This is a genomic window from Campylobacter sp. IFREMER_LSEM_CL908, assembly GCF_025771545.1.
Classification (GTDB): domain Bacteria; phylum Campylobacterota; class Campylobacteria; order Campylobacterales; family Campylobacteraceae; genus Campylobacter_D; species Campylobacter_D lari_D.
The window spans coordinates 1-24,369 of record NZ_JAKMQK010000011.1 but is presented as its reverse complement, the minus strand read 5'-3'; the positions used below and the strand labels follow the sequence as shown (position 1 = coordinate 24,369).

Genomic DNA, 24,369 nt, shown 5'->3' with positions numbered 1-24,369 from the left:
AAATATCCTTTATTTAAAAAAAGTTTAAGTTTTTCATAGCTAAAATTAGTCTTATATTTTAATTTAAGCTCACAAGGTTAGTGAGTGTTAAGGGTAGAAATGACAAAAGATATAATTGCATATGCAAATAATGAAACTTTGATAGATACTCAAAGTTTTAACAATGACACAAATTTAACTCCGATTTATTTTGATAACTCTAAAGAAAGTTTAGAAGTTATCCGCCACTCTTGTGCGCATTTAATGGCTCAAGCGATTAAAAGTCTATATCCAGAGGCTAAATTTTTCGTAGGACCTGTGATAGAAGATGGGTTTTATTATGATTTTAGAGTTGATAGTAAGATTTCAGAAGAAGACTTAAGCAAAATCGAAAAGAAAATGAAAGAACTAGCAGAAGCAAAGCTAGACATCATAAAATACGAACTCTCAAAGGCTGAGGTTAAAGAAAAATTTGCTAATGATGATTTAAAACAAGAGGTTTTGCTGAGAATTCCTGATGGAAAAGTAAGTATTTATAAGCAAGGCGAATTTGAAGATTTATGCCGTGGACCTCATGTACCAAACACTAGATATTTAAGATTTTTCAAGCTTACTCGTGTAGCGGGAGCGTATTTGGGTGGTGATGAAAAAAGAGAAATGCTCACAAGAATTTATGGTACTGCCTTTGCAGATAAAGAAAGTTTAAATGAATACTTAAAAATCATTGAAGAAGCTAAAAAAAGAGATCATAGAAAACTTGGTAATGAAATGAAACTTTTTGCTTTTGATGATGAAATAGGCGGCGGGCTTCCTATATGGCTTAGCAATGGTGCAAAATTAAGAAGTAAATTAGAACATTTATTATATAAAGCACATAGATTAAGAGGTTATGAGCCTGTGCGTGGGCCTGAACTTTTAAAAGCTGATGCGTGGAAAATTAGTGGGCATTATGCAAACTATAAAGAAAATATGTATTTTACGCAAATTGATGAGCAAGAATATGGCATTAAGCCGATGAATTGTGTAGGACATATTAAAATTTATCAAAGTGATGTTAGAAGTTATCGCGATTTACCTTTGAAATTTTTTGAATACGGCGTGGTGCACCGCCATGAAAAAAGTGGAGTTTTACACGGGCTTTTTAGGGTAAGAGAATTCACTCAAGATGATGCGCATATTTTTTGTATGCCAAGTCAGATAAAAGAACAAGTTTTAGAAATTTTAAGCTTTGTTGATACTTTGATGAAGGCTTTTGAGTTTGATTATGAAATGGAAATTTCAACACGTCCAGCAAAAGCAATAGGCGATGATGAAATTTGGGATATAGCTACAAAGGCTTTAAAAGAAGCTTTAGACGAGCAAGGTTTAAAATATGGCATTGATGAGGGTGGTGGAGCTTTCTATGGTCCAAAAATCGATATTAAAATCACTGATGCGCTAAAAAGAAAATGGCAGTGTGGAACTATACAAGTAGATTTTAACTTACCAAGCCGTTTTAAACTCGAATACACAGACGCAGATAATGAGAAAAAACAACCTGTAATGCTTCACCGTGCTATTTTGGGTTCTTTTGAAAGATTTATAGGAATTTTAGTAGAGCATTGTGCGGGCGAGTTGCCATTTTTCATAGCGCCAACTCAAGTAGCTATAGTACCTATTTCGCAAAATCATCATGATTATGCAAAAGAAATAGCAAGAAAACTTTTAGAACTTGGCATTGATAGTGAAGTGTATAATAAAAATGAAAGCTTAAATAAAAAAATTCGCACAGCCGAAAAAGCACATGTGCCTATGATACTTGTTTTAGGCGATGAAGAAGTAGCAAACAAAAGTGTGGCTTTAAGAGATAGAAGAGCAAAAGAACAAAAAACAATGACTTTAGATGAATTTATAACCCTAACAAAGGAGAAATTAAGTGAGGTACGCTTTTGAGTAAAGAAAAAGAAGTATTGCTAAATGAAGAAATTCAAGCAGATGAGATCAGATGTATAGGTGATGATGGCAAGGTTTATGGCATTATTAGTAGTGATGAAGCACTAGATATAGCAAATAGACTAGGGCTTGATTTGGTGATGATAGCCCCTGAAGCCAAACCACCTGTATGTAAGATAATGGATTATGGAAAATTTCGTTATCAACAAGAAAAGAAACAAAAAGAAGCAAAGAAAAAACAAAAAGTTATTGATATAAAAGAAATCAAACTTTCTGTGAAAATCGCTCAAAATGACATTAATTATAAAGTCAAACATGCAAGCGAGTTTTTAGAGCAAGGCAAGCATGTGAAATTTAGAGTGTTTTTAAAAGGTCGTGAGATGGGCTCTCCTGAAGCAGGGGTAGCTTTGCTTGAAAAAATTTGGCAAATGGTTGAAGATATAGCAGATAGAGACAAAGAGCCTTTACTCGAAGGACGCTATGTAAATATGCTAGTAACTCCTAAAAAGAAAAAATAATCGCAAGCCTTTTTAAGGCTTGTATTTTAAACTTATGCTAGAAGAAAATCCACAATTTTTAAAAGAACAAATCATAACTTATCTTGGTAATAAAAGATCTTTGCTTGAGTTTTTAAATCAAGGCTTCAAATTCGCACAAAATGAGCTTAAAAAAGACAAATTTAGTTTTTGTGATGTATTTAGTGGCTCTGGGGTAGTTTCGCGTTTTGTGAGGTCTTATGCGAGTTTTATCATGGCAAATGATTTGGAAGATTATTCTAAAATCATCAATGAGTGTTATTTAAGCAATCAAAACGCAAAATTTTTACAAGAATTACAAAAACATTATGCTTTTTTAACTTCTGATTTAAAACTCAAAAAAGGTTTTATAAGCAAACTTTATGCGCCAAATGATGATGAGTGTATCCAAAAGAATGAAAGAGTTTTCTACACGCTTAAAAATGCGATGTATTTAGACTCTATGCGAGAAAAAATTTCAAGCTTGCCAAGTAATATACAAAAATACTTTATCGCACCGCTTATCTATGAAGCAAGTGTGCATGCAAATACAAGCGGGGTTTTTAAAGGTTTTTATAAAGATAAAAATGGAGTGGGAAAATTTGGAGGAAATGGAGCAAACGCACTTAGTCGTATAAAGGGCGATATAGCTTTAAAAATGCCTATTTTTTCAAATTTTACTTGTGAATATGAGGTTTTTCAAAAAGATGCAAATGTTTTAGCTAAAGAGCTTGATAGCTTTGATGTGGCGTATTTAGACCCACCTTATAATCAACACCCTTATGGATCAAATTATTTTATGTTAAATTTAATCGCTAATTATAAAAAGCCAAAGGAAATCTCAAAGGTTTCTGGTATACCAAAAGACTGGAACCGCAGTGCTTTTAACAAAGAAAAAAAAGCCGAAGATGCTTTGTTTGATTTGATAAATGATTTAAAAGCTAAGATTGTATTGCTTTCTTATAATTGTGAGGGTTTTGTAAAAAAAGAAAATTTCACAAAAAGACTTCAAAGTCTTGGAGAATGCTTTGTGCTTGAGCAAAAGTATAATGCCTTTAGAGCTAGTAGAAACCTCTCTAAACGCTCTATGCATATACAAGAACAACTTTATGTGTTAAAAAAACGCTAATCTTGCATGTATGTATTTAACTGCTCAAAAAGCTTTTCTTTTAAAGCAATAGGTTTGTTTATTTTAATATATGGTATCCAATATCTTATCAAATTTAAAAGCTCATCATCATAGGTATAAAATGCTTTGATGTAAATAAAATTTTCATCCTCATCTATAAATTCGTATTTAGTAAGGGCATTTTTTCTTAAGAAATATTCTTTAGCTTTTTTATCAAGTTTTAAAATAGCTTCTTTATTTTCTTTACTAATCCAGTTGCTTTGATCTTTTTGAATTTGTTTTAAAAACTCTTCTTTTGGGGTAAAATTTTCTTTCTTTTCTACTCTTAGTTGCGTGATTTTAGAAAAAGTAAAGGTTTTTAAAGTATCGTTTTCATCTGCTAAAAGATACCATATGTGGTCAATATTAATGAGTTTGTATGGATTTGCTTTTCTGTGTTTTTCTTTGTAGTAAAAGCTAATGGGGTATTTTGCTATGACAGCTGCACTTAGTTCTTCAAAAATTTCTCTATCAAGTGTTTCATAGCTTTGAGTTTTGACTAAAAAGGCTTTGTTGATTTTTTCATTAAGCAAGTCGTTTAAAAACTCTTTATCTAAACTAGGATAAAGCCTACCTATACCGCTTAAAATAGCAAAATTTTGTATATCTTTAAAGCTTAATTTTCCTAAAACATAGCCTTCTAAAAAGTATTTTCCATTTTCTTTTTTTATAGGGATAAAAGCAAGGCGTTCATGCAAGTCTCTTTGTATGGTGCGAATGCTGACATTAAATTCTTGTGCAAGCTCTTCTAAGCTAAAACGCTCGCCATTGTTTAAACACTGCAGTATAGAAACTAAACGCGTAGAAAGCTTGTCTTTTTCCATATACAACCTTTTGTATTTTTGTTTATTTTAGCAAATCTTTGATGTTTTGTTTGATTGTTTTTGGATCGTTTTCATAGGTAGTTAAAAGCTCTTGAATAAGTTTTAAAAAATCATCAAAATCATCAGGGTTTTCTTTTTTAAATTTAAGCACTCTATCTAGGATGATAAAAGCGGCTTCTGTTTTGTCATTTTCTTTTTCATAAAGCTCTTTTAACTCTAAAGCAAACTTAGTGTAAGTATAAGCTTGCTTTGGCTTTGAGATGATATCAAAGATGTTTGATTTATAGCTAAAAAGCAATGAAAAAAGTTGAGGTAGTTTGTTTAGCATGGTTTATTGTTCAATATATCCGCAATCTCTACATTTTCTTTTTCCATTAATAGAGGCATCTTTATTTGTAAAAGGAATTTGTACCCAAGAATGCTGTATATCGCCCAAACGTTCTTTTCCACATTGAGAGCATTTTTCTATTATCTGACATCTTTCATTTTTTCTTACTTTTTCAAATTTGTGATATGTTCCAAATTCTCTGTGCTGACAATAAGTACATTCTTCATAACCTCTGCAAGAGTACGGATCTGTTATAACTCTTTCTGCAAAGTTGTGATTGTATTTACTGATATATTCATTACAGTCAGGGCATGTTTTTGAAAGATAGCATTGAGGTTTTCCTTCTTCATTGCTGTAAGTTCCTCCGTGCCACCCAATTCCACATTTTGCACTAATTGCTATAGATTTTAAAGTATCTAAAAATCCCATTTTATTCCTTTTATATTTTTAAATTTTCATTGCTAAACATAAAATCATCAAATTCTTTTCGTGTTTTAAATAAATCATCAACACCAAATTTTTCTGCAAGGTTTATAATAGATTGATTTGCTTGTGTATAGTTACTGTTATTTAAGGTGGTTTGTAATTCTTGAAAACTCATATTGCTAGTATTTTTTAAATCACGCATATAATCATCTATGAAAATTTCCAAAGATTCTTGGTTTTCTATCATTTTAGGCATGATTTTATCAAAAACCATTTCAACTTCTTCTCTTCTTGCTTTAGCTAAATTCGCCTTAGCAAAAATTGCAACAAAACTATTTATTGTTATTTCAACAGTTTTAGAAAATAAAACCACAGCTAATGAACAAATGAAAATGGATATTCCTATGGATAAAATTTGAGCTAATTGACTTCCACCTAATGCTTGACAAATTTGTTCTTCTAAGGCAATTGCAAATATAGTCATGATAGCTGAAAACAAAGATTTTAATATCACTTTTATAAGTTCATCAAAACTTTTAATTTTACCAGTTATATAAGCATATATTGCATTCCATATAGATTTTAAACTACTTCTTAAATTTTTCCACAAAGCTTTTAAGTGCCCACCAATTCTTTTAAAATATTGCGAAGCAATTCCAACAATAACATCTATAATACCATAGCTAGCTCCTCTTATAAAAGCATCTTTCCCGCTTTCAATTACTCTTGATAACAAACGCTTAAATCTTACTTCAAAATCCTCATGTTCTTTTTTTATAAATTCGCTTTTAAGTTCAGCTATAACACCGCTTGCAAATGTACTAAGAACAACAACACCAGCATCACTAGCTCCAGTTTGAAAAACATTTATGGCAGCTTGTTTTGCTTGAATAATATATACTTCTTTTAAGGCCTTATCTTTGTCTGTATGGTTTGTAGGTTCGTTTTTCTTTAAATGATTAAAAATCTCTTTCTTTGTCTCAAGTTCTTTTTTTAAAGACTCTTTTTCTTCTTCGGATGCTTTTTCTATAGTGCTTTCTAATTTTTCTATCTCTTTTTGTGCATTTTCGTATATTTTTTTATTGACTACAATATAATCTATTTCTCCATTTTTAATTTTATTAAAATCATCTTCATGTTTTTTGCTAAATATATCATCACTTTTTTTGATAGTAATAGTTTTATCTTTGCTTTCTTCTTGTGTATAGCCAGCTTTTTCTCTTTCACTACCTTGAGTAAGAAAAGAAAATTTGCTTTTATATTCTTGAAGTTTTTTTTCTAAAGTTGATTTTTTTTCTTCAGGCGCTTTTTCTATAGTGCTTTCTAATTTTTCTATCTCTTTTTGCGCCCTTTCGTAAGTTTCTTTATCAGTTTTAATATAGTCTAAATTTCCATTTTTAATCGCTTCAAAATATTTATTATATTCTTTTCCAAATATACTATCATTAACAGCTTTTAATTGTTCTGTTTTAGCTATTTCGCCTTTTTCGTTTAAAGTTACGGTATCTACTATAGTATGATTTGTTTTGGTTAAGTTGTCTAGATTGACATTGTTTGTCAAATTTTTAATTTCTTCATCGCTATAATTTGCCAAAATTGTCTCTTTTTTGTATAGATCAATATTTTCCCCTTTGAAGACTTTGCTTATTTCGGCAAGCTCATCTGTTGTGAAGCCTCTATTTTTATTTTTATTATATGCGTTGCTGATGTTTTCTTTACCAACTTCTAGTGTTTCATAAAATTGACCAAAACCATTTGGGTTGTTGCCATGTTGTTGCGTAGCTTTTTGCATATTTGTTGTAAGTTTTGCACTTTCCATATAGGCTTCATATGAGTTGACATTAAATATATTGATGGGTAATCTTGCTAAACTTTGTGTCCCTAGTTCTTCTAGTAATTCATCAAACAATGATACAGTATTCATGATATCTTCCTTATTTTAAAGCGGAAATTCCGCTTTTAAATAGTTTGTATTTCTTTATTTAAATTTTGTGCTATTTGGACAGCTTTTTTAAATTCTTTATTTACTATGCCATCTTCAGTTAGTACATTTACCTTACAAATACCACTAATTGCTTTCACTAAATTGACAATAAATTGAGTATATGCTTTTTCACCATTAGTGAATTTAGAATAATCATTTTCTCTTATAATCATTAATTTAAAAGTTTGTAATTCTTTAATTAAAATTCCATCTAAATTTTGTATAGCTATAAGAGATTCATTTACAATAGAACCGATTGCTGTTGTAGCAATTCTTGCAGTATCCATTTCACTTGCTGCTGCTTTTGCTTTATGTAGGTTACTTTTTGCTTCGTCCAAAGCTTGCTCTCCAACTTTAGAATATAAAAATCCTCCAACTGCTAAAACAGGCGCAGCTACTATACCACCTAAAACAGCCATTCCACCAGCCATTCCAAATCCACCTGCAGCTAAGCTACCTCCTCCAAGCCATGCTAAAGTAGCATTAGTAGCCGCTGCGCCACTCAGTGTAGAAATTAAAGTTCCGGTAGAAGCGCTTGCAAGTAATCCAACACTACCATAAGCTCCAATACCAGCTAAAGCCCCAGCACCAAGAGATGCTATCCCACCTGCTGTTAATTTTGTAAAGTCAATTACACTTTCTTTGGTAAATTCTATAAATTCATTAATATTAAATTTTAAATCATCTTTAGAAAAATCATCGCTTTCTACATTTTTAAGTTTAGAAAAAATATCAATAAACTCTTTAAAAGAATTTTGATGAATATGCAACTTTGCATGCCCTAAATTTTCCAAAGCTTGTTCAGCATTTTTTCTAGCTACGTCTAAATTTTCTTTTGCATAATTAAAAATAGCTTTAGCATTATTATCTAACTCTTCTGCTGCACACTTATCTTGATAACCATCGTATGCTTTTTTAGCACCAAATACACCTGTTGCTAAAGCTATTCCGCCTAAAATAAATGGAACTGCCATTTTAAATCTCCTTTGTTATTAAATTTATTTTGTATTTTTTATCTAGCTTCAATTTATCTTGCAATAAATTACATATTTTTATATTTTCGTTATAAAAATCCTTTTTACTCATAGTGTCTTTAAAATATTTATTGTAAAAATCTTCCACTCTGCATACTAAGGGTCTTTCGTTGTAAATTTTACAAGAGTTATCTTCTTGTAAATTAATGCAAACACCATTTATATTAAAGTGTTTCAACTCTTCAATGCCATTAATATTTTTACAACATGCTCCACATGAAGTGCAAGGAAAATTATGTTTTAATATTATTTAACCCTCCTTATTATTTTTTATGTCAATTATATCAATACCCCCCCCCGTATTGTCAAGGTTTTTAGTATTGTTTACTTTTAATTATCCTTGCAAGTATCATTACACCAGCTAAAATTAGCACGTAAGAAACCACTACATTTATAATTCCGTATTTTTCTATTAAAAATAAACTTGGTAATATAACGCACCACACTACAAACAAAAATAAAGCCCAAAAAGTACCACAAACTATAGCCCATATAGCAGTAGCTATCATAACTATAATACCAATTACTATTGCCATTTGACTCCTTTATTGGATTTTATAAAATTAATAAAATCATATTAAATCCTTGTGACAGGTTGTGTCATAAAAATTTAATTTTTCTAAAGCATAGTTATAGTAAAATGATAGCTTTCTTTTATGAAAAAATTTATCCAAAGGATACACATGCCAAAAATGAAAAGCGTTAAAAGTGCTGTTAAACGCTTCAAAGTAGGTAAAAATAAAATCAAAAGAGGCGCTGCTTATAGAAGCCACATTTTGACTAAAAAACCTGCTAAAAGAATGCGTGATCTTCGCACTTCTAAGTATGTTCACTCAACCAATGTTAAAGCGGTTGAAAAAATGTTAGGAATTTAAGCTCGCTTAAATTTAGTTTTTGACGAAAGTCATTCAAACTCCCCTTATTTAAAGGGCAAGATTCGTTTAACGAACGCCAATTTGTGAAAGGATAAATATGGCAAGAGTAAAAACAGGTGTTGTAAGACGCCGCAGACATAAAAAAGTTTTAAAACTTGCGCGTGGTTTTTATAGTGGTCGCCGCAAACACTTTAGAAAAGCTAAAGAACAATTAGAAAGAAGTTTGGTTTATGCGTATCGTGATAGACGCCGCAAAAAACGCGATTTCCGTCGTCTTTGGATAGTGCGTATCAATGCAGCTTGTAGACTAAATGATATTAGTTATTCAAGATTTATAAATGGTCTTAAAAAAGCAGGCATTGAGCTTGATAGAAAAATCTTAGCTGATTTAGCGATGAATGACGCAGCTGCTTTTGCAAAAATTGCAGATGCTGCTAAAAAAGCACTTTAATCTTACTGCAAGGCTTTTTATAAGCCTTGTTTTTCTTTCTACTCTCTTTTTAAATTCTCTTTTCGCAAAAGATATTTTGCTTTTTAAAGTTTATGATGAAAAAGCATTTAAAGATGTAAATTTAAGTCACTATCTCATGAGTGAAAAACTCGATGGTATAAGAGGTCTTTGGAATGGTAAGTCTATGCAAACAAGAGCAGGAAATACTATAAAACTTCCTTTATTTTTCACAAAAAACTTTCCTAAATTTGAATTAGATGGGGAACTTTGGATAAAAAGAGCTTCTTTTGAAGAAATTTCATCTTTAATACGCCAAGAAAATCCTGATGAAAAACTTTGGCAAAAAGTAAGTTATAATATCTTTGATGTGCCAAATGCTTGTGAGGAATTTAAGCTTGATCCTTGCACCTTAGAAGCAAGATTAGAAGTTTTGAAAAAGTATTTGGCTAAAAACTCAAATGATTTTATAAAAATTATTCCACAAGTTTCCATTAAAGATAAAAATCATTTAGAACAATTTTATCAAGATATCATTTTGCATAAGGGCGAGGGTATAATCATAAGATTAAACAATGCACCTTATGAAAAGAAAAGATCAAATAATGCTTTTAAACTAAAACCTTTTGATGATACAGAATGTGTTGTAAAAAAGCATTTTGAAGGTAAGGGAAAATTTGAAGGTAAAATGGGATCTTTGCTTTGTGAAGCAGTGATTGAGGGTAAAAAAGTGAGTTTTAAAATAGGTTCAGGTTTTAAAGAAAGCGATCGCTTAAATCCTCCGCCAATTGGTGCTATAATTACTTTTAAATACAATGGTTTAACCAAAAATGGCAAACCAAAATTTGCTAGTTTTTTAAGAACGAGGGAAGTTTTTTAAAGCATTAATTCCTAAAAATATAGCAAAAGCAACACATGAGATCATAATGATACTAGCACCACTTGAGATATTAAAATAATAACTCACCATCAAACCACTTAAGCAAAAACATAAACTCAAAATACTTGAATAAATCATCATCCAACCAAGTTTTTTACTAATACCTTCTGCTATAAAGCTTGGTATGCTTAATAAAGCCATGGCTAAAATTAATCCCACAAGTCTAATACCAATAACTACGCACAAGCTTATCATAAAAATCAAAAGATAATAAAATAAATTAGTGTTAATCCCTCTAGTTTGAGCAAATTCGCTATCAAAGCTTATGATTTCAAATTGTCTATAAAAGCATAATAAAATAATGATAAAAATGATATCTGCGCCAAGCATAAGCCAAATGTCTTCATTAGAAACGGTTAATATATTGCCAAATAAATATGCCATTAAGTCGTTATTGTATTTTGGGCTTAAGTCTATAAGTATGATTCCTATAGCCATACCAAACGCCCATATGACAGCTATAATGCTATCGCTTCTGTTTGGATAGTGTTTGCTTAAATAAGCCACTATAAAAGCTAAAATCAAAGTAAATAAACTTGTGCTAAGTAAAACGGGTAAAGAAAAGTAAAATGCTACTCCAATGCCACCAAATGCCCCATGTGTAATGCCACCAGCCATAGACATAAGCCTATTTACCATTACCAAACTTCCTATACAACCACATGCAATGCTTACTAGCACACAAGAAAATAAAGCATTTTGAAAAAAGTTAAAATTTAAAATTTCAAGCATTACATTCCTTACATAGGCAAGAATTTAAACTCATTTCAACATCGCAAAAATGAGAATGGTTTTGGTATAAGTGTTTTATATAGTTGATTTTATTTGGATCTTTAATGTTTTTGTGTATAAAAATTTCTTTGTTTAAATATGCGATTTTATCACTATATGCTAAAGTTATGTTAATGTCGTGACTAATGCATATAATACCTATGCCATTTTGATGAAGTTGTTTTAAAAGCTCAAAAATTTGTATAGCATTTTTAGTATCTACACTTGCTGTAGGCTCATCTAATATAAGCAATTTACACTCTCCTACTAAAGCTCTTGCTATGAGCACCCTTTGTCTTTGGCCGCCGCTTAAAGAATGGATAGTTTTATCCCAAAAATCTTGCATAGATACTTTTTTTAGAGCATCTAGAGCTAACTCTTTGTCTTTTTTGGTGTAAAAACCAAAAGTTTTATGATTTATCCTTCCCATAAGCACGACTTCTAAGACTCTAGTTGGAAAATTGGTATTAGTTAGAGTGTTTTGTGGGACATAGCCTATTTGACTTAAATTTATATTTTTAAATTCAATTATATTTTTACTTTTTAAAAGTCCAAATATGAGTTTTATAAGGGTTGATTTTCCACCACCATTTGGTCCTATGATAGATAAAAAATCATTATTATCATAGCTTAGATTGATATTTTTTAACACAAGTTCTTCATTATAAGAAAAATTTAAATTAGATATTCGAAATAATTCCACTAAAATACACCTTCTTTGGTATTGATGAATAAAAATAATCCAAATGATATCATAAATATCAAAGCTAGATACTCTAGTAAGGTTCTTATTTTTATAGTTTTGACATTTTGGTGAATTTTATTTGCCCCTATAGCAAATAAAAATAATACAAAACACATTCCCAATGTCACAAACACAGCAGAGCTTAAAGCATAAAAAAAGTTGAATTTATACGCAAAAATAAAAAGCAATATAACACCAGGACAAGGCACCAAAGAAGCTCCTAGTATGACTACCCATTCACTTGTTTTATGTGAGTGGCAAGAGCATGAGCAAGAGTTTTTATGAAGTATTTTTTTGCTTAGCATAAAAAGAGCTATAAAAACTATAAGTAAACTTGTAAATTTTGTAAGAATAAATCCAGCCATATTGATATCTTTGAGTAATTTCTCAAGGATAATTATACCAATGCTTACAAGTAAAAATGCACTCATTATATGCACTATGCCTATTTTTAATACAAAATAAAATATTTTAGAAAATGAGCTTTTGTGTGTTAAAAAATACGAACTTGTAAGCATTTTAGAATGACCTGGTGCACTAGCATGAAAAACGCCATATCCAAAAGATATGATTAATAATATTAAAAATGTTTGTATATTAAATTCTTGTTGAAGAAGTTGCTTGATATACAATAAAATATTTTCGTTAAAAATTTGCAATTTATTTAAAAGATCATCTATAAAATTTGGACTTTGCTTGATTTGAATTTCTGCAAAGGTTGTATTTGGTGTTTTGCCTTTTTGTGCTTGTAAAAATATGAGATTTAAATTGGGATTTGCACTTAGATAATAGTTTGAATTCAAAGTGATAAAATCTTGCGGTATAAATTTAAAACTAAAAAATCCTTCCTTATCTTCAAATCTTATGCTAAATGTGTTATTTTCTTTTATAGGGATGTTAAGATTTACTTCAAAAGTGAAAAATAGTTTCGTTTTATCTAAGATTAATTTGGCATTTAAAAATTTTTCTATGTAAATTTTTTCATCTAAATTGTAAAATTGAAATTGCATTAAAAATTGTCTTGGCTCTATATAATCTAAAAGAGTATATTTAATATCAGTAAGTTCGTCTTTGTCTAAAGTATTATTATAATTTATATCATAGTTTTGAAGTAGTATTTTTATAAAATCTTGCGAAAATTCCCAAGTTACATAAATTTTATTGATGTTATCATCACTTGCGTTAAAGTCTAATTTTACATTTGCCGTTGGAGTATAAGCTGCACACAAAGCACAGCTTAATACTTTTTGAAAGCATATAAAAGCTAGTATTAAAATGATTTTCATTCTAAAGCCATTTTTAATGCTTGTATGGTTTTTAAAAGTTCTTTATCCCAATCTTTAGCCAAATGATCGATAAAAACAATTTTTGCGTTTAATTCTTTAGATAATACTTTAGCCGAATTTTCACTAAAACCAGGTTGGACAAAAATAACCTTTATGTTTTTTTCTTTGGCTATTTTTATTAGTTTTTGCAAATCTTGAATTTTTGGCTCTTTTCCATCAATTTCCACAGGAATTTGGATGAGGTTGTATCTTTTTGCAAGATAATTCCAACTAGGATGATAGACTATAAATTCTCGGTGTTTGATGTCTTGTAAATTTGTTTTGATTACTGAATTTAAGTCATCCAATTCTTTAAGAAAATTTTCTAAATTTTTTGCATAAAAGTCTTTATTTTGTGGAAAAGTTTGACTTAAAGCTTTATAGATATTTTGTGCTTGTATTTTTACTAAAATAGGATCTAGCCAAGTATGAGGATCGTTTTTACCATGCTCATGTTCATCGTGGTCATGTTCATCAGTCTCATCATTTTCCAGTAATGATATGCCATCATTAATATTAACAATTTTGACATTTTTGAGTGTGTTTTTAAATTTGTTTTCTAGGATTTTTTCAAGTTCTAAATCGGCAAGAAAATAAATTTTGCTTTTTTCAAGATTTTTAATCATCATAGGTTTAAATTCTACATTATGTTCATTAGAATTAGGTGAAATCAAGATATTAATTTCAACACTATCTTTAGCAATCTTTTCTACAAAAAATGCTTGAGGTGGTATGCTAACACTCACAATAGGTTTTGAAAAAGCAAGTGCGCATGATAATAACAATAACAATATTTTTAACATTAATTCCTCCTGATTATCTAAAATTTATGTAATTATATATAATGCAACTTAGTTGCAACTTAAAAATTAAGTTGCATTTATAAAACTTTTTTTGTGGTAAAATACATTTATTTTCTAAGGTAGAATTATGGAAGCTATTGATTTATTAAAAAAACATGATATTTCTATGACAACTTTACGAGTGGAAATCTTGCAAATTTTATCTCTTGCTAAAACCCCATTAAGTTATGATCAATTTAATCTCAAAGCAAATAAAACTAGCTTTTATAGAAATATGGAGCTTTTTGAAAAAAAGGGTATTGTTAATAAAAGTCAACTTGATCGCAAAAGTTTTTATGAATTAGCAGATCATGCTAAAGCACATTTTATATGCGATGTATGTCATGAGATTAGTGATGTAAAAATGCCTGAAATTAAAGGGATTATAAAAAGTGTTGTGATTAAAGGAATTTGCCAAAAATGTGAGAATGAATAATGAATTTATGGAATAAAAAAGCAAAAAGCTATGCAAGATATAGTTCTAGCTTAAACGAAATTCAAAAAGCCACTTTTGCAAAACTTAGATCTTTACAAGGCAAAATCGTGGTGGATATAGGCTGTGGGAGCGGTGTTTGGACTTTGCATTTAGCACAAAAAGCAAAAAGTGTTTTAGGCATAGACAGCTCTAGTGCTATGCTTGAAATTTTACAAGAAGATGCAAAAACTCATGCTATATCAAATATAAAAACTTTAAATTTAGACTTTGAAAACTTTTATAAAAACAATAACACAAATTTTGATTTAGCCTTTTTGAGCATGTCTCCTGCTTTGCAAAATGAAAAAGACTATAAAGCTTTTTTAAGCTTAGCTTCTAAAAAAGTATATTTAGGCTGGGCGAGTAGGCGCAAAAGTAGCTTTTTAGATCCTATATTTGAGCATTTTAACACGCATTTTAAAGGTTTTTATGAAGAGGATTTGCAAAGTTTTTTAAATGCGCAAAATATTTCTTATGAGAGTGAAATTTTTAATGAAATTAGAGTAGTAAAAAGAGATAAAGATAGTGCGATAGAAAATGCTTTGTGGCATTTGAGTATGAATGGCATTAATGCAAACAAACAAGAGTTAGAAAGCTTTGTAAAAGATGAGGTAGAAGAGATTATAGAAGCTAAGATAAAACTTTTGATTATTGATTAAATTTCAAGGCTAAATAACCTTGAAATTTAAAGTTTTTCCTGCCATAAATGGCACCACATCACCGTATTTTTGCGCTACTTGCCATTCTTGTTTTTCTAAAGTGATGATTTTATCTTTTTCAAATTTAAGATTATGGATTTTACAAGCATTATCTGAAATAAATTTTTGTAAATTTGCTTCATTTGAGTGCTTTTCAAAAAGTTCAGCTAATACAGGTAAAATCACCGGTGCGCTAAATACGCCAGCTGCACACCCACAACATTCTTTAGTGTGTAATGGATGAGGTGCGCTATCACTTCCCAACATAGCCTTTTCATAGCCGCTAAAAGCAAGCTCACATAAAGCGTCTTTGTCTTCATAGCGTTTTGCAATAGGTTTGCAAAATAAATGTGGATCCATCTTACCACCCACTACATCATCAAGCGTTATCATTAAATGATGTAAAGTGATAGTTGCGTATAAATTTTCATAATCTTTTAATAAATCACACAAAACTTTAGTGGTGATATGCTCCATTACGATTTTTAATTTTGGAAAGTTTTTAGCTAATTTTTCATAAATTTTAGCAAAATTTGCTTCTCTATCCATTACAAAATCATTTGTTTCTCCATGTACAAGTAAAGGCAGACCAAGCTCACTCATAGCATTTAGTGTAGGTTTTAACTTTTCTATATCAAAGCTTGAAATTCCATTATCTGAATTTGTAGTTATGCCTGCAGGATAAAGTTTGATAGCAAAAATTTCATCTTTAGCTTTTTCTAAAAATTTCTCATCATAGTCTTTAAAAAATAAAGTCATCAAAGGCGTAAAATCTTCATTTTTACATGCTTTTAAAATGCGTTCTTTATAAGCTTTTAATGCGTTTATTTCAGTAAGCGGAGTGATTAAATTTGGCATGATAACTCCTGCTTTAAAGTCTTTTGCGCTAAATGGAGCTACAAGTTCAAGCATGCTTTCATCGCGTAAATGTAAATGCATATCCAAAGGGTTTTTAAGCGTCATTTTATCTCCTATTTGAGTTTATATAAGCCGTTTTTGAGCTTTTCAAGCAAAGCTTTTTCTTCTAAAAATTTAAAAGTAGAAATGATGGTTGGTTTGCTGATGTTTAACTTTTTAGAAAGTTCTTCGATATTTGCAAAGACAAAGCCATCTTCATTAGCATGAAGGGCTAAAAATTCTAAAATTTCAAAGCGTTTTTTACCAAAGATTTTTATGCATAGTGTTTTTACTTTATCATCCATTCTCTAGCCATATTAAAAAGAATAAAACTCCAAGTAATTATAGCCAAAACAACACTAAAAAATACCCCAGCACTCGCACAATCTTTTGCTTTTTTAGCTAAGATGTGAAATTCGCTCGTGTAAAGATCCACGCAAGCTTCTATGGCAGAATTTAATGCTTCTATAATTAAAATCAAAACTAATACTAAAATAAGTACAAAATGTTCTAAAAAACTCACAGGTAAAAATAAGCTTACAAAAATCAAAGGTAAGATAATGGCAAATTCTATTCTAAAAGCCATTTCATCTTTAAGCAAGAATTTAATGCCACTAAAGGCATAACTTGCATTTTTAAATAAAGAATACTTTGGCTTCATTAAGGATTTTCCTTTAAATTTTTACTATATAAGTCATAGTTTTCTTCATATTCTTTAGTTTGGACATTAAAATATCCTAATAAACTTGAAAAAATATTATCTTGAGATAATTTATAATCTTTCTTTTTTTGTAATTCTTGGATTAAATTATTATCTTTGCTCCAAAGAATCATAGGAACATGAGTTTGTTCTTTTGGTGCTATGAAATAGGGCATTCCATGAAGGTAAATTCCATTTTCTCCTAAACTTTCTCCATGGTCTGATACATACAACAATGAGGCATTTTGTGCAGGACTTTGCTTTAGTAAGTCAATAAGACTTTTGATGATAAAATCTGTATAAAGTAAAGTATTGTCATAGGTATTAGTTAATTCTTCTTGCGAGCATTGTTGTAATTCATTTGTATTGCAAGTTGGCGTAAATTTTTTAAACTCATTTGGATAGCGCTTAAAATAAGCTGGTCCATGAGAACCTTGCAAATGAACGACTATGATTTTACTTGAAGATGGATTTTGTAATTGTTCTTTTACAAGCTCAAGTAAACTCTCATCATAATCTTTTGAAATCAATTTATGTGCTATACGATCGCAGTTTCCTTTGCAACCTCCAGAATTATTTCCAAGCCAAACACTTTGAACTCCAACTCTTTGTAAAATATCTAAAGCATTTTCTTCATAAAGACTATTGTCAAAAGTAGCTCTTTTGTGTCTTGAAAATATACAAGGTAAACTTCTAGCAGTTGCTGTCCCACAAGAGCTTACATTGTCAAAATATATTAAATTAGGTTCGTTTTTGGTATAAAAATTAGTATCATTTTTGGTATAACCACCCAAAGAATAGTTATTTGCTCTAGCGGTTTCCCCTATGACTAAAATCATAGTTTTGTTTAAGTCTTTTTCCATTTTCGCATCTAAAGCTATCTTTTGAAGTTCTTTTTCTGGAATAACTTCTAATTTTATATATTTAATTGCTGAATAAATTTGATAAAAAGGAGTGTTATAAACTCTTACTTCATTATAAGTTCTTAAAAATGGTACAATACTTTTTGAAAAAATTCCAAGCAATCCAAAAGCAACAAATAAAGCAACAACTAAAGTGCCAAATTTAATGATTAAATGTTTTTTGATATTGTGATATTCTATTTTAGCTTTTATAACTAAAAATGCTGGAATCACAAAAGTAAAAAATATATAAACAAAAATATTAAAATTAATCAGATCGCGTACTTCTTTTTGATCAGTTTGCATAGCATTTCTAATCATATCATGATCTATAATAACACCATAATTGATCATAAAATAACTACTAATTGAACTCACACCTATTAAAAAAATCATTAAAATCTTGCTAAGATAAGGCAAAAATAATAAAGCGAAAATTCCAACTAATAGTGCAAAATATATAATTATATATAAAATAATGGAAATATCATTATTATGAGGATGTAAATTTTCGTGAATATAAGAAAACAATTTCAGATTGATACTAGTTATATAAAAAGCACTCAAAATAATAAATTTAAGCCACGATATATTAAAAAATTTCATGAAATCCTTTCAAAATTAAAGATTTAATTATAAATAAAAATGGTTAACTTAATATCTTTATGGTATGATTTTGCTTTTTGTAAGTTTAAGGATTAAATTATGAAATTATTATCATGGAATGTAAATGGCCTAAGGGCAATTTGTGATAAAAATGCACTTGATTGGATTGAAAAAGAAGAAATTGATTTTATAGGCTTTCAAGAAATCAAAGCACACGAGGATAAATTTCCAAAAAGAATTTATGAGTATCCTTTTAAACATATGTATTCAAATAGTGCTAAAAGAGCAGGGTATTCAGGTGTAATGAGCTTGTGTAATTTTGATTGTGAGGTAAAAAAATGTGAGTTTTTTGATGATGATGAGGGTAGAGTTTTAGAGCATAGCTTTAAAAATGTAGTTTTGTTTAATATTTACTTTCCAAATGGTCAAAAAGATGAAGAGCGTTTGAATTTTAAAATGAAATTTTATAATGACTTTTTAGTGTATTTAGATAAACTTTTAAAAGAAGGTAAAGAAATTATCATCTGTGGAGATGTTAATACCGCACATCGTGAGATAGACTTAACCCACCCAAAAGCTAATGAAAAAACTTCAGGTTTTCTACCGATTGAGCGTGCTTGGATAGATGATTTATTAAAATTAGGTTTTATAGATACTTTTAGGCATATAAATGGCGATGTTAAAGAAAAGTATTCGTGGTGGAGTTATAGAATGAAAGCAAGAGAAAGAAATGTAGGCTGGAGGATTGATTATTTTTTCATTTCTAATGGCTTAAAAGATAAACTTAAAAATGCTTTTATAAGAGATGATATTTTTGGCTCAGATCATGCTCCTGTAGGGATAGAAATCGATATTTAAGGTATTTTTTAATGCCTTAAATAATTATTAAGTAAAAATTGTTATAATTTCATCTTAAAACTGCAAAATGGCCCATTCGTCTAGCGGTTAGGACATCGCCCTTTCACGGCGGTAACACGAGTTCGAGTCTCGTATGGGTCACCACTTACTATTTTATATCCGCTTTTTTTGATAATCATTGTCATATTTTACAAAAAGTTACATTGTTCGATTTAAATATTTTTTATTTGTTTTATCTTATTTAAATTAAGTTTATTTTAAAATACTTATTATTAATATATTGAAAGTTATTATTAATAATTTGTAAATTTTTACATTGACTTCACACTTGTTTTTTAAAATATACAAAAAGGAGGACAAAATGTATAGACCTAAAAGCAAAAATGAGTTAATGAATTTGGTGCATAATGAAAGAATTTCTCTAAGGGATATTGAAGTATCTTTGATTGATGATTTTTCTTATGTATTTTATTATTCTAAAAGATTGGATTTTTTAGGTATTGAACATTGGGATGTATCAAATGCTAAAGATATGTCTTATATGTTTTATTGTTGCGAAAGTTTTAATGCAAATTTGTCACGCTGGAATGTTTCTAAAGTTGAAAATATGGCAAGTATGTTTTTTAACTGCAAAAATTTTAATCAAGATTTATCAAAATGGGATACTCAAAATTTAAAAGATATGTCTTATATGTTTTTTAATTGTGTTAATTTCAATCATTCTTTATTGCATTGGAAAACTTCAAATACTACCAGAATGGCACATTGTTTTGAAAACTGTCATGCGTATGAGCATAGTGTTGTGAATTGGGATGTGCAAAATGTAATTACTATGGCATATCTTTTTCACAATTGCAAAAATTTCCATCATGAGCTAGATGAGTGGAATATCCAAAAGGATTGTAATACTGAAAAAATGTTTGGAAATCGTGGTATTGATAAACTTTATGCAGTAAAAGGTATAGAGTTAGAATAAACAAAATTCACACAATTTTTGTGTGAATTTTTCTTTTGTCTTTTTAAGTTTTTCATCAAGTTTTTGTACTAAACTTATCTTCATAAAGCGTTATTTTTTAGCTTCTAGAGATTATTTTTTAGGAAAATTTACATGAAAATAAAATTTATTACAAAAAGAGATAAAAGTCAAGTTGCATTTGATATTTTTAAAATTAAAAATGCTATTTTTAGAGCCAATATAAACTCTACTGATAAAAAATTAGAAAATGATGAATTAGGTAGGCTTTGTGATGAGGTTGTAGCTTTGCTTGATGAAAATCATGCACAGGTAGAACAAATTCAAGATAAAGTTGAAGAGGTTTTAATAAAAAATGCTTTAATCAATACTGCAAAATCTTATATATTATACCGCCAAAAAAGAACACAAATCCGCAATGGTAGCTATGATTTGCTAAATTTGTATGATGATTTAACCTTCAAAGATTCCAAAGAAGCTGATTTAAAAAGAGAAAATGCCAATATCAACTCAGATAGTGCTATGGGTATGATGTTAAAATATGGTTCAGAAGGAGCAAAATACTATGTAGATGAGTGTATTTTACCAAAACATATCGCAAATGCACATAAAAATGGCGATATACATATACACGATAAAGACTTTTATATGCTAACACAAACTTGTTGTCAAATAGACTTGTTAAAGCTTTTTGAAAATGGTTTTAGCACTGGACATGGAAGTTTGCGTGAGCCAAATGATATCAGATCTTATGCTTCTTTAGCTTGCATTGCTTTACAGGCTAATCAAAATGAAATGCATGGAGGTCAATCTATACCAAATTTTGATTTTGCTATGGCAAAGGGTGTGGCAAAGACTTTTCAAAAAGAGTATAAAAAGGCTATAAATGCTTTTTTTGAAATAAAATTAGAGCAAAACTTAGATGAGCAATGCTTTAAAAATGCTAATTTTCAAGTTTCAAGCGAAAAAGAATGCTTTAAAGAGCTTTTAAAGCTTGATTTAAATAGTGATGAGAATTTTTTAAAACAAGCAAATGCTTATGCTTACAAAAGAGCATTAAAGCAAACCCAAGATGCGACTTTTCAAGCTATGGAAGCTTTGGTGCATAATCTTAATACTATGAACTCAAGAGCAGGAGCTCAAGTGCCTTTTAGCACGCTAAATTATGGCACCGATACTTCTTTTGAAGGGCAAATGGTAATAGAAAATTTACTCAAAGCCACGATGAAAGGCTTAGGAAATGGTGAAACACCAATTTTTCCTGTGCAAATTTTTAAAGTAAAAGAAGGTATTAATTATAATGAAAAAGATCCAAACTACAAGCTTTTTAAACTCGCTATAGAATGTGCTTCTAAAAGACTTTTTCCAAATTTTAGCTTTTTAGATGCAAGCTTTAATGCAAAATACTATAAAAAAAATGATTACAATAGTGAAGTAGCTTATATGGGTTGTAGAACTAGGGTTATGGCAAATGTTTATGATGAGAGCAAAGAAATCACAAGCGGCAGGGGAAATTTAAGCTTTACAAGTATAAATCTTGTGCGTTTAGCCATAGAAGCCAAAGGAAATTTAGAGCTTTTTTACTCACTTTTAAAAGAAAAATTGGAGCTTGTGTATGAGCAATTACTTCATAGATATAAAATTCAAAGTCTAAAAAAGGTTAAAAATTTCCCATTTTTAATGGGCGAGGGAATTTGGATAGATTCAGACACTTTAAAAGAAAATGATAGCGTAGAAAAAATCATAGCACACGGGACTTTAGCTATAGGTTATATAGGACTTTGTGAGAGTTTAATAGCTTTAGTAGGTTCTCATCATGGACAAAGTCAAGAAGCAAGGGATTTAGGTTTGCAAATCGTGCGTTTTATGCGTGAATTTGTCGATGAAAAAGCACTCAAAGATAAGCTTAATTTTTCACTCATAGCTACCCCAGCTGAGGGTTTAAGTGGAAGGTTTTTAAAGCTAGATCAAAAAAAATACGGCATTTTAAAAGGCATAACTGATAAAGATTTTTATACTAATTCTTTTCATATTCCTGTGGATTTTCCTATTAGTATATATGAAAAAATTCAAATAGAAGCCCCATATCATGAGCTAAATAATGGTGGGCATATTACTTATGTAGAATTAAACGGCGATGTGAGTAAGAATTTAGAAAGTTTTGAACGCATTATAAAATGTATGAAAGAAAGCAATATAGGCTATGGCTCGATTAATTTCCCACTAGATAGAGATCCGGTATGTGGTTATAGTGGTGTGATAGATGAGTTTTGTCCAAAGTGTCATAGAAAAGAAGATGATATTAAATTTGAACGCATAAGAAGAATCACAGGCTATTTAGTAGGAACGCTTGATCGTTTTAATGACGCTAAAAAAGCTGAAGTTCATGCAAGAATTAAACACGATTTTTCTTAGATTAGCCGGTGTCATAAAAGAATCCATAGTCGATGGCTATGGTTTGCGTTATGTGATTTTTACTCAAGGCTGCCCTCATCATTGCAAAGGTTGTCATAATCCACAAACACATGATTTTAACAAAGGATATTTGCAAGATTTAGCAAGTTTGTATGATGATATTTGTAAAAATCCTTTGCTCCAAGGTGTTACTTTTAGTGGCGGGGAGCCTTTTATGCAAGCAAAAAATTTAAGTATTCTAGCAAAACACATTAAGGCTTTAGGGCTTGATCTTACTATATATACAGGTTTTACTTATGAAGAGCTATTACAAGAGCAAGCTATGAAAGAATTGCTTATCTTAGCTGATGTTTTGATAGATGGGAAGTTTATTTTAGAGCAAAAAGACCTATCTTTAAAATTTAAAGGTAGTAAAAACCAACGCATTATTGATGTAGCAAAAAGCTTAGAGCAAGGCAAAGTAATACTTTTTGAAAAATAAAGACTCATTTAGTCTTTTTTAACTTAACTATGTTAGAATGTTATAAAATTTAAAAAAAGGAGAACAATATGTTTGAATTAAGAAAACTACCTTATGAAGCAGACGCTTTTGGAGACTTTTTGAGTGCAGAAACTTTTGCATTTCATCATGGCAAACACCACCAAACTTATGTAAATAACCTAAACAATCTTATCAAAGATACTGAATTTGCAGGAAAAGATTTAGTTTATATCATACAAAACTCAAATGGCGGAATTTTTAACAACGCTGCTCAAGTGTATAATCATGACTTTTATTTTGACTGCATTAAGCCAAAAACATGCTGTGGTTGTGGCTGTTCTTTAAGTGATGAGTTTAAAGCAGCGGTTGAAAAAGACTTTGGTTCTATGGAAAATTTAAAAGAAGAATTCATCAAAGGAGCTACAGGAGTATTTGGTTCTGGTTGGTTTTGGCTAGTTTATAACACTCAAAATCAAAAATTAGAATTAGTAGCTACAAGCAATGCTGCTACACCTATCACTGAAGGTAAAGTTCCACTTTTAGTAGTTGATGTGTGGGAGCATGCTTACTATGTAGATCACCGTAATGCACGCCCTGCGTATTTAGAAAAATTCTACGCACACATTAACTGGGAATTTGTAGTAAAAGCTTATGAATGGGCTATCAAAGAAGGTATGAATTCAGTAAGCTTTTATGCAAATGAACTTCATCCTATAAAATAAGAAAAAAGTCTCTTATTTTTAAGAGGCTTTTTTTAATCAAAGCTAAATTATCTTAAGAATAACAACAATAAAAATATCCTAATTTACACAAATAATTAACAAAAGCACTATCATATTTAAAAAATATTAATAATTATTTTTTATCATTACAAAAAATTTTAATAAATCAAGGAGTTTTAATGTCTTATTTTATGGGGGGGGGTATGTGAAAATAATCCCACTTTAAAATCATCTTATTCAAACAATAATCTTTCTTTTGTTAAAAAAACTTTCTTATCTTTAGCGACTATATCTTTTTTGGCAACCTGTACCAATGCTAGTATAGTAACTATAAATGATCAAAATTCTAATAGTAGTGTTAAAAACACTAAAACCAAACAAGTAAAAAATTCAAAAAATATTAGTGGTGGTAATTGTAGTGGTACAGAGTGTACTATTAATGATAGCAAGACAGGAATAGTAACTATAGGTAATGGCGGTGGTACTTTAACTATCACAGATAAAGG

General features: G+C 29.8%; 29 protein-coding genes and 1 tRNA gene. 15 read left to right on the top strand and 15 right to left on the bottom strand.

Features of this window, described 5'->3' with window-relative positions:
• The first annotated feature begins 99 nt into the window (after positions 1–99).
• Genes thrS through L8U04_RS05610 form a run of 3 tightly spaced genes read left to right on the top strand, consistent with a single transcriptional unit; the run spans position 100 to position 3,555 of the window.
• Positions 100–1,911, top strand: a complete 1,812-nt coding sequence (thrS, locus tag L8U04_RS05620) for a threonine--tRNA ligase (protein ID WP_263709599.1) — start codon at positions 100–102, stop codon at positions 1,909–1,911.
• Positions 1,908–2,429, top strand: coding sequence for a translation initiation factor IF-3 (gene infC, locus L8U04_RS05615; RefSeq protein WP_039617082.1), 522 nt, complete (start codon positions 1,908–1,910; stop codon positions 2,427–2,429). The genes thrS and infC overlap by 4 nt, the downstream gene beginning before the upstream one ends.
• A 34-nt stretch (positions 2,430–2,463) precedes the next feature.
• A complete protein-coding gene (locus tag L8U04_RS05610) occupies positions 2,464–3,555 on the top strand; it encodes a DNA adenine methylase (protein ID WP_263709598.1) in 1,092 nt (363 codons plus the stop codon).
• Here L8U04_RS05610 and L8U04_RS05605 read toward each other — a convergent pair.
• The 7 genes from L8U04_RS05605 to L8U04_RS05575 form a co-directional block, all read right to left on the bottom strand.
• The gene (locus L8U04_RS05605) at positions 3,552–4,418 is read right to left on the bottom strand and encodes a helix-turn-helix transcriptional regulator (protein ID WP_263709597.1); all 867 of its coding nucleotides are present in this window, start codon (positions 4,416–4,418) and stop codon (positions 3,552–3,554) included. The genes L8U04_RS05610 and L8U04_RS05605 overlap by 4 nt on opposite strands.
• Positions 4,419–4,440: 22 nt before the next feature.
• Complete coding sequence (locus L8U04_RS05600; RefSeq protein WP_039625032.1) at positions 4,441–4,746, bottom strand: hypothetical protein; 306 nt, start codon at positions 4,744–4,746, stop codon at positions 4,441–4,443.
• Positions 4,747–4,749: 3 nt separating this feature from the next.
• The gene (locus L8U04_RS05595) at positions 4,750–5,175 is read right to left on the bottom strand and encodes a hypothetical protein (protein WP_214135730.1); all 426 of its coding nucleotides are present in this window, start codon (positions 5,173–5,175) and stop codon (positions 4,750–4,752) included.
• 10 nt (positions 5,176–5,185) lie between these two features.
• A complete protein-coding gene (locus L8U04_RS05590) occupies positions 5,186–7,096 on the bottom strand; it encodes a hypothetical protein (protein WP_263709596.1) in 1,911 nt (636 codons plus the stop codon).
• A 35-nt stretch (positions 7,097–7,131) separates the two neighbouring features.
• Entirely contained in the window at positions 7,132–8,130 is a 999-nt protein-coding gene (locus L8U04_RS05585) for a hypothetical protein (RefSeq protein WP_263672947.1), read from the bottom strand.
• 1 nt (position 8,131) lies between these two features.
• The gene (locus tag L8U04_RS05580; RefSeq protein ID WP_139471045.1) at positions 8,132–8,437 is read right to left on the bottom strand and encodes a YkgJ family cysteine cluster protein; all 306 of its coding nucleotides are present in this window, start codon (positions 8,435–8,437) and stop codon (positions 8,132–8,134) included.
• 67 nt (positions 8,438–8,504) lie between these two features.
• Entirely contained in the window at positions 8,505–8,726 is a 222-nt protein-coding gene (locus L8U04_RS05575) for a hypothetical protein (RefSeq protein ID WP_263672948.1), read from the bottom strand.
• Positions 8,727–8,873: 147 nt separating this feature from the next.
• On the opposite strand from L8U04_RS05575, the gene rpmI reads away from it, so the two are divergent.
• The 3 genes from rpmI (at position 8,874) to L8U04_RS05560 (ending at position 10,393) form a co-directional block, all read left to right on the top strand.
• Positions 8,874–9,065 carry a 50S ribosomal protein L35 gene (gene rpmI / locus L8U04_RS05570; RefSeq protein WP_039617094.1) on the top strand — a complete coding sequence of 64 codons (192 nt, stop codon included), beginning with the start codon at positions 8,874–8,876 and terminating at the stop codon, positions 9,063–9,065.
• 97 nt (positions 9,066–9,162) lie between these two features.
• Positions 9,163–9,516 carry a 50S ribosomal protein L20 gene (gene rplT / locus L8U04_RS05565; protein ID WP_039617097.1) on the top strand — a complete coding sequence of 118 codons (354 nt, stop codon included), beginning with the start codon at positions 9,163–9,165 and terminating at the stop codon, positions 9,514–9,516.
• Positions 9,494–10,393 carry a DNA ligase gene (locus L8U04_RS05560; protein ID WP_412175296.1) on the top strand — a complete coding sequence of 300 codons (900 nt, stop codon included), beginning with the start codon at positions 9,494–9,496 and terminating at the stop codon, positions 10,391–10,393. The genes rplT and L8U04_RS05560 overlap by 23 nt, the downstream gene beginning before the upstream one ends.
• Here L8U04_RS05560 and L8U04_RS05555 read toward each other — a convergent pair.
• Genes L8U04_RS05555 through L8U04_RS05540 form a run of 4 tightly spaced genes read right to left on the bottom strand, consistent with a single transcriptional unit; the run spans position 10,370 to position 14,097 of the window.
• Positions 10,370–11,185 carry a metal ABC transporter permease gene (locus L8U04_RS05555; RefSeq protein WP_263659196.1) on the bottom strand — a complete coding sequence of 272 codons (816 nt, stop codon included), beginning with the start codon at positions 11,183–11,185 and terminating at the stop codon, positions 10,370–10,372. The two genes, L8U04_RS05560 and L8U04_RS05555, sit on opposite strands and share 24 nt — an antisense overlap.
• Positions 11,178–11,927 (bottom strand): metal ABC transporter ATP-binding protein, encoded by a 750-nt coding sequence (locus L8U04_RS05550; RefSeq protein ID WP_263660398.1) that lies wholly within the window; start codon positions 11,925–11,927, stop codon positions 11,178–11,180. The genes L8U04_RS05555 and L8U04_RS05550 overlap by 8 nt, the downstream gene beginning before the upstream one ends.
• Entirely contained in the window at positions 11,927–13,255 is a 1,329-nt protein-coding gene (locus L8U04_RS05545) for a DUF1007 family protein (protein WP_263660397.1), read from the bottom strand. Before L8U04_RS05545 ends, L8U04_RS05550 begins: the two co-directional genes overlap by 1 nt.
• Positions 13,252–14,097, bottom strand: a complete 846-nt coding sequence (locus L8U04_RS05540; RefSeq protein ID WP_263659193.1) for a metal ABC transporter solute-binding protein, Zn/Mn family — start codon at positions 14,095–14,097, stop codon at positions 13,252–13,254. The genes L8U04_RS05545 and L8U04_RS05540 overlap by 4 nt, the downstream gene beginning before the upstream one ends.
• Positions 14,098–14,224: 127 nt before the next feature.
• On the opposite strand from L8U04_RS05540, the gene L8U04_RS05535 reads away from it, so the two are divergent.
• Both L8U04_RS05535 and L8U04_RS05530 read left to right on the top strand, forming a co-directional pair.
• Positions 14,225–14,572 (top strand): Fur family transcriptional regulator, encoded by a 348-nt coding sequence (locus tag L8U04_RS05535; protein WP_220566989.1) that lies wholly within the window; start codon positions 14,225–14,227, stop codon positions 14,570–14,572.
• Positions 14,572–15,270 (top strand): class I SAM-dependent methyltransferase, encoded by a 699-nt coding sequence (locus tag L8U04_RS05530; RefSeq protein WP_263662707.1) that lies wholly within the window; start codon positions 14,572–14,574, stop codon positions 15,268–15,270. Before L8U04_RS05535 ends, L8U04_RS05530 begins: the two co-directional genes overlap by 1 nt.
• Before the next feature lie 9 nt (positions 15,271–15,279).
• On the opposite strand, the gene pyrC is transcribed toward L8U04_RS05530, so the two are convergent.
• From pyrC to L8U04_RS05510, 4 genes are read right to left on the bottom strand one after another with little or no spacing between them, the layout of a single operon-like run.
• On the bottom strand, positions 15,280–16,272 hold the full coding sequence (pyrC, locus tag L8U04_RS05525; protein WP_263709593.1) for a dihydroorotase: 993 nt from the start codon (positions 16,270–16,272) through the stop codon (positions 15,280–15,282).
• Between the two features lie 8 nt (positions 16,273–16,280).
• Positions 16,281–16,511, bottom strand: coding sequence for a helix-turn-helix domain-containing protein (locus L8U04_RS05520; RefSeq protein WP_012660796.1), 231 nt, complete (start codon positions 16,509–16,511; stop codon positions 16,281–16,283).
• Positions 16,496–16,867, bottom strand: coding sequence for a diacylglycerol kinase (locus tag L8U04_RS05515; RefSeq protein WP_263709592.1), 372 nt, complete (start codon positions 16,865–16,867; stop codon positions 16,496–16,498). The genes L8U04_RS05520 and L8U04_RS05515 overlap by 16 nt, the downstream gene beginning before the upstream one ends.
• On the bottom strand, positions 16,867–18,414 hold the full coding sequence (locus tag L8U04_RS05510; protein WP_263709591.1) for a phosphoethanolamine transferase: 1,548 nt from the start codon (positions 18,412–18,414) through the stop codon (positions 16,867–16,869). Before L8U04_RS05510 ends, L8U04_RS05515 begins: the two co-directional genes overlap by 1 nt.
• 99 nt (positions 18,415–18,513) lie before the next feature.
• Here L8U04_RS05510 and L8U04_RS05505 point away from each other — a divergent pair, with 99 nt between their 5' ends.
• The 7 genes from L8U04_RS05505 to L8U04_RS05475 form a co-directional block, all read left to right on the top strand.
• On the top strand, positions 18,514–19,272 hold the full coding sequence (locus L8U04_RS05505; protein WP_039617114.1) for an exodeoxyribonuclease III: 759 nt from the start codon (positions 18,514–18,516) through the stop codon (positions 19,270–19,272).
• 69 nt (positions 19,273–19,341) lie between these two features.
• A tRNA-Glu gene (locus tag L8U04_RS05500) sits at positions 19,342–19,416 on the top strand.
• Between the two features lie 217 nt (positions 19,417–19,633).
• On the top strand, positions 19,634–20,248 hold the full coding sequence (locus L8U04_RS05495; RefSeq protein WP_133319126.1) for a BspA family leucine-rich repeat surface protein: 615 nt from the start codon (positions 19,634–19,636) through the stop codon (positions 20,246–20,248).
• A 132-nt stretch (positions 20,249–20,380) separates the two neighbouring features.
• Entirely contained in the window at positions 20,381–22,660 is a 2,280-nt protein-coding gene (locus L8U04_RS05490) for an anaerobic ribonucleoside triphosphate reductase (RefSeq protein ID WP_263709590.1), read from the top strand.
• Complete coding sequence (gene nrdG / locus L8U04_RS05485; RefSeq protein ID WP_165955263.1) at positions 22,632–23,141, top strand: anaerobic ribonucleoside-triphosphate reductase activating protein; 510 nt, start codon at positions 22,632–22,634, stop codon at positions 23,139–23,141. Before L8U04_RS05490 ends, nrdG begins: the two co-directional genes overlap by 29 nt.
• A 68-nt stretch (positions 23,142–23,209) precedes the next feature.
• On the top strand, positions 23,210–23,863 hold the full coding sequence (gene sodB, locus L8U04_RS05480; protein WP_263662701.1) for a superoxide dismutase [Fe]: 654 nt from the start codon (positions 23,210–23,212) through the stop codon (positions 23,861–23,863).
• Between the two features lie 297 nt (positions 23,864–24,160).
• Positions 24,161–24,369 (top strand): hypothetical protein (locus L8U04_RS05475; protein WP_263709588.1); only part of this gene is annotated, 209 nt, incomplete at its 3' end.

Excerpts from the sequence above, each read along its gene's own strand:
- thrS (WP_263709599.1), top strand. The coding sequence starts at position 100 with ATGACAAAAGATATAATTGCATATGCAAATAATGAAACTTTGATAGAT.
- L8U04_RS05610 (WP_263709598.1), top strand. The coding sequence starts at position 2,464 with ATGCTAGAAGAAAATCCACAATTTTTAAAAGAACAAATCATAACTTAT.
- L8U04_RS05605 (WP_263709597.1), bottom strand. The coding sequence starts at position 4,418 with ATGGAAAAAGACAAGCTTTCTACGCGTTTAGTTTCTATACTGCAGTGT.
- L8U04_RS05600 (WP_039625032.1), bottom strand. The coding sequence starts at position 4,746 with ATGCTAAACAAACTACCTCAACTTTTTTCATTGCTTTTTAGCTATAAA.
- L8U04_RS05595 (WP_214135730.1), bottom strand. The coding sequence starts at position 5,175 with ATGGGATTTTTAGATACTTTAAAATCTATAGCAATTAGTGCAAAATGT.
- L8U04_RS05590 (WP_263709596.1), bottom strand. The coding sequence starts at position 7,096 with ATGAATACTGTATCATTGTTTGATGAATTACTAGAAGAACTAGGGACA.
- L8U04_RS05585 (WP_263672947.1), bottom strand. The coding sequence starts at position 8,130 with ATGGCAGTTCCATTTATTTTAGGCGGAATAGCTTTAGCAACAGGTGTA.
- L8U04_RS05575 (WP_263672948.1), bottom strand. The coding sequence starts at position 8,726 with ATGGCAATAGTAATTGGTATTATAGTTATGATAGCTACTGCTATATGG.
- rpmI (WP_039617094.1), top strand. The coding sequence starts at position 8,874 with ATGCCAAAAATGAAAAGCGTTAAAAGTGCTGTTAAACGCTTCAAAGTA.
- rplT (WP_039617097.1), top strand. The coding sequence starts at position 9,163 with ATGGCAAGAGTAAAAACAGGTGTTGTAAGACGCCGCAGACATAAAAAA.
- L8U04_RS05560 (WP_412175296.1), top strand. The coding sequence starts at position 9,494 with ATGCTGCTAAAAAAGCACTTTAATCTTACTGCAAGGCTTTTTATAAGC.
- L8U04_RS05555 (WP_263659196.1), bottom strand. The coding sequence starts at position 11,185 with ATGCTTGAAATTTTAAATTTTAACTTTTTTCAAAATGCTTTATTTTCT.
- L8U04_RS05545 (WP_263660397.1), bottom strand. The coding sequence starts at position 13,255 with ATGAAAATCATTTTAATACTAGCTTTTATATGCTTTCAAAAAGTATTA.
- L8U04_RS05540 (WP_263659193.1), bottom strand. The coding sequence starts at position 14,097 with ATGTTAAAAATATTGTTATTGTTATTATCATGCGCACTTGCTTTTTCA.
- L8U04_RS05535 (WP_220566989.1), top strand. The coding sequence starts at position 14,225 with ATGGAAGCTATTGATTTATTAAAAAAACATGATATTTCTATGACAACT.
- L8U04_RS05530 (WP_263662707.1), top strand. The coding sequence starts at position 14,572 with ATGAATTTATGGAATAAAAAAGCAAAAAGCTATGCAAGATATAGTTCT.
- pyrC (WP_263709593.1), bottom strand. The coding sequence starts at position 16,272 with ATGACGCTTAAAAACCCTTTGGATATGCATTTACATTTACGCGATGAA.
- L8U04_RS05520 (WP_012660796.1), bottom strand. The coding sequence starts at position 16,511 with ATGGATGATAAAGTAAAAACACTATGCATAAAAATCTTTGGTAAAAAA.
- L8U04_RS05515 (WP_263709592.1), bottom strand. The coding sequence starts at position 16,867 with ATGAAGCCAAAGTATTCTTTATTTAAAAATGCAAGTTATGCCTTTAGT.
- L8U04_RS05510 (WP_263709591.1), bottom strand. The coding sequence starts at position 18,414 with ATGAAATTTTTTAATATATCGTGGCTTAAATTTATTATTTTGAGTGCT.
- L8U04_RS05505 (WP_039617114.1), top strand. The coding sequence starts at position 18,514 with ATGAAATTATTATCATGGAATGTAAATGGCCTAAGGGCAATTTGTGAT.
- L8U04_RS05495 (WP_133319126.1), top strand. The coding sequence starts at position 19,634 with ATGTATAGACCTAAAAGCAAAAATGAGTTAATGAATTTGGTGCATAAT.
- L8U04_RS05490 (WP_263709590.1), top strand. The coding sequence starts at position 20,381 with ATGAAAATAAAATTTATTACAAAAAGAGATAAAAGTCAAGTTGCATTT.
- nrdG (WP_165955263.1), top strand. The coding sequence starts at position 22,632 with ATGCAAGAATTAAACACGATTTTTCTTAGATTAGCCGGTGTCATAAAA.
- sodB (WP_263662701.1), top strand. The coding sequence starts at position 23,210 with ATGTTTGAATTAAGAAAACTACCTTATGAAGCAGACGCTTTTGGAGAC.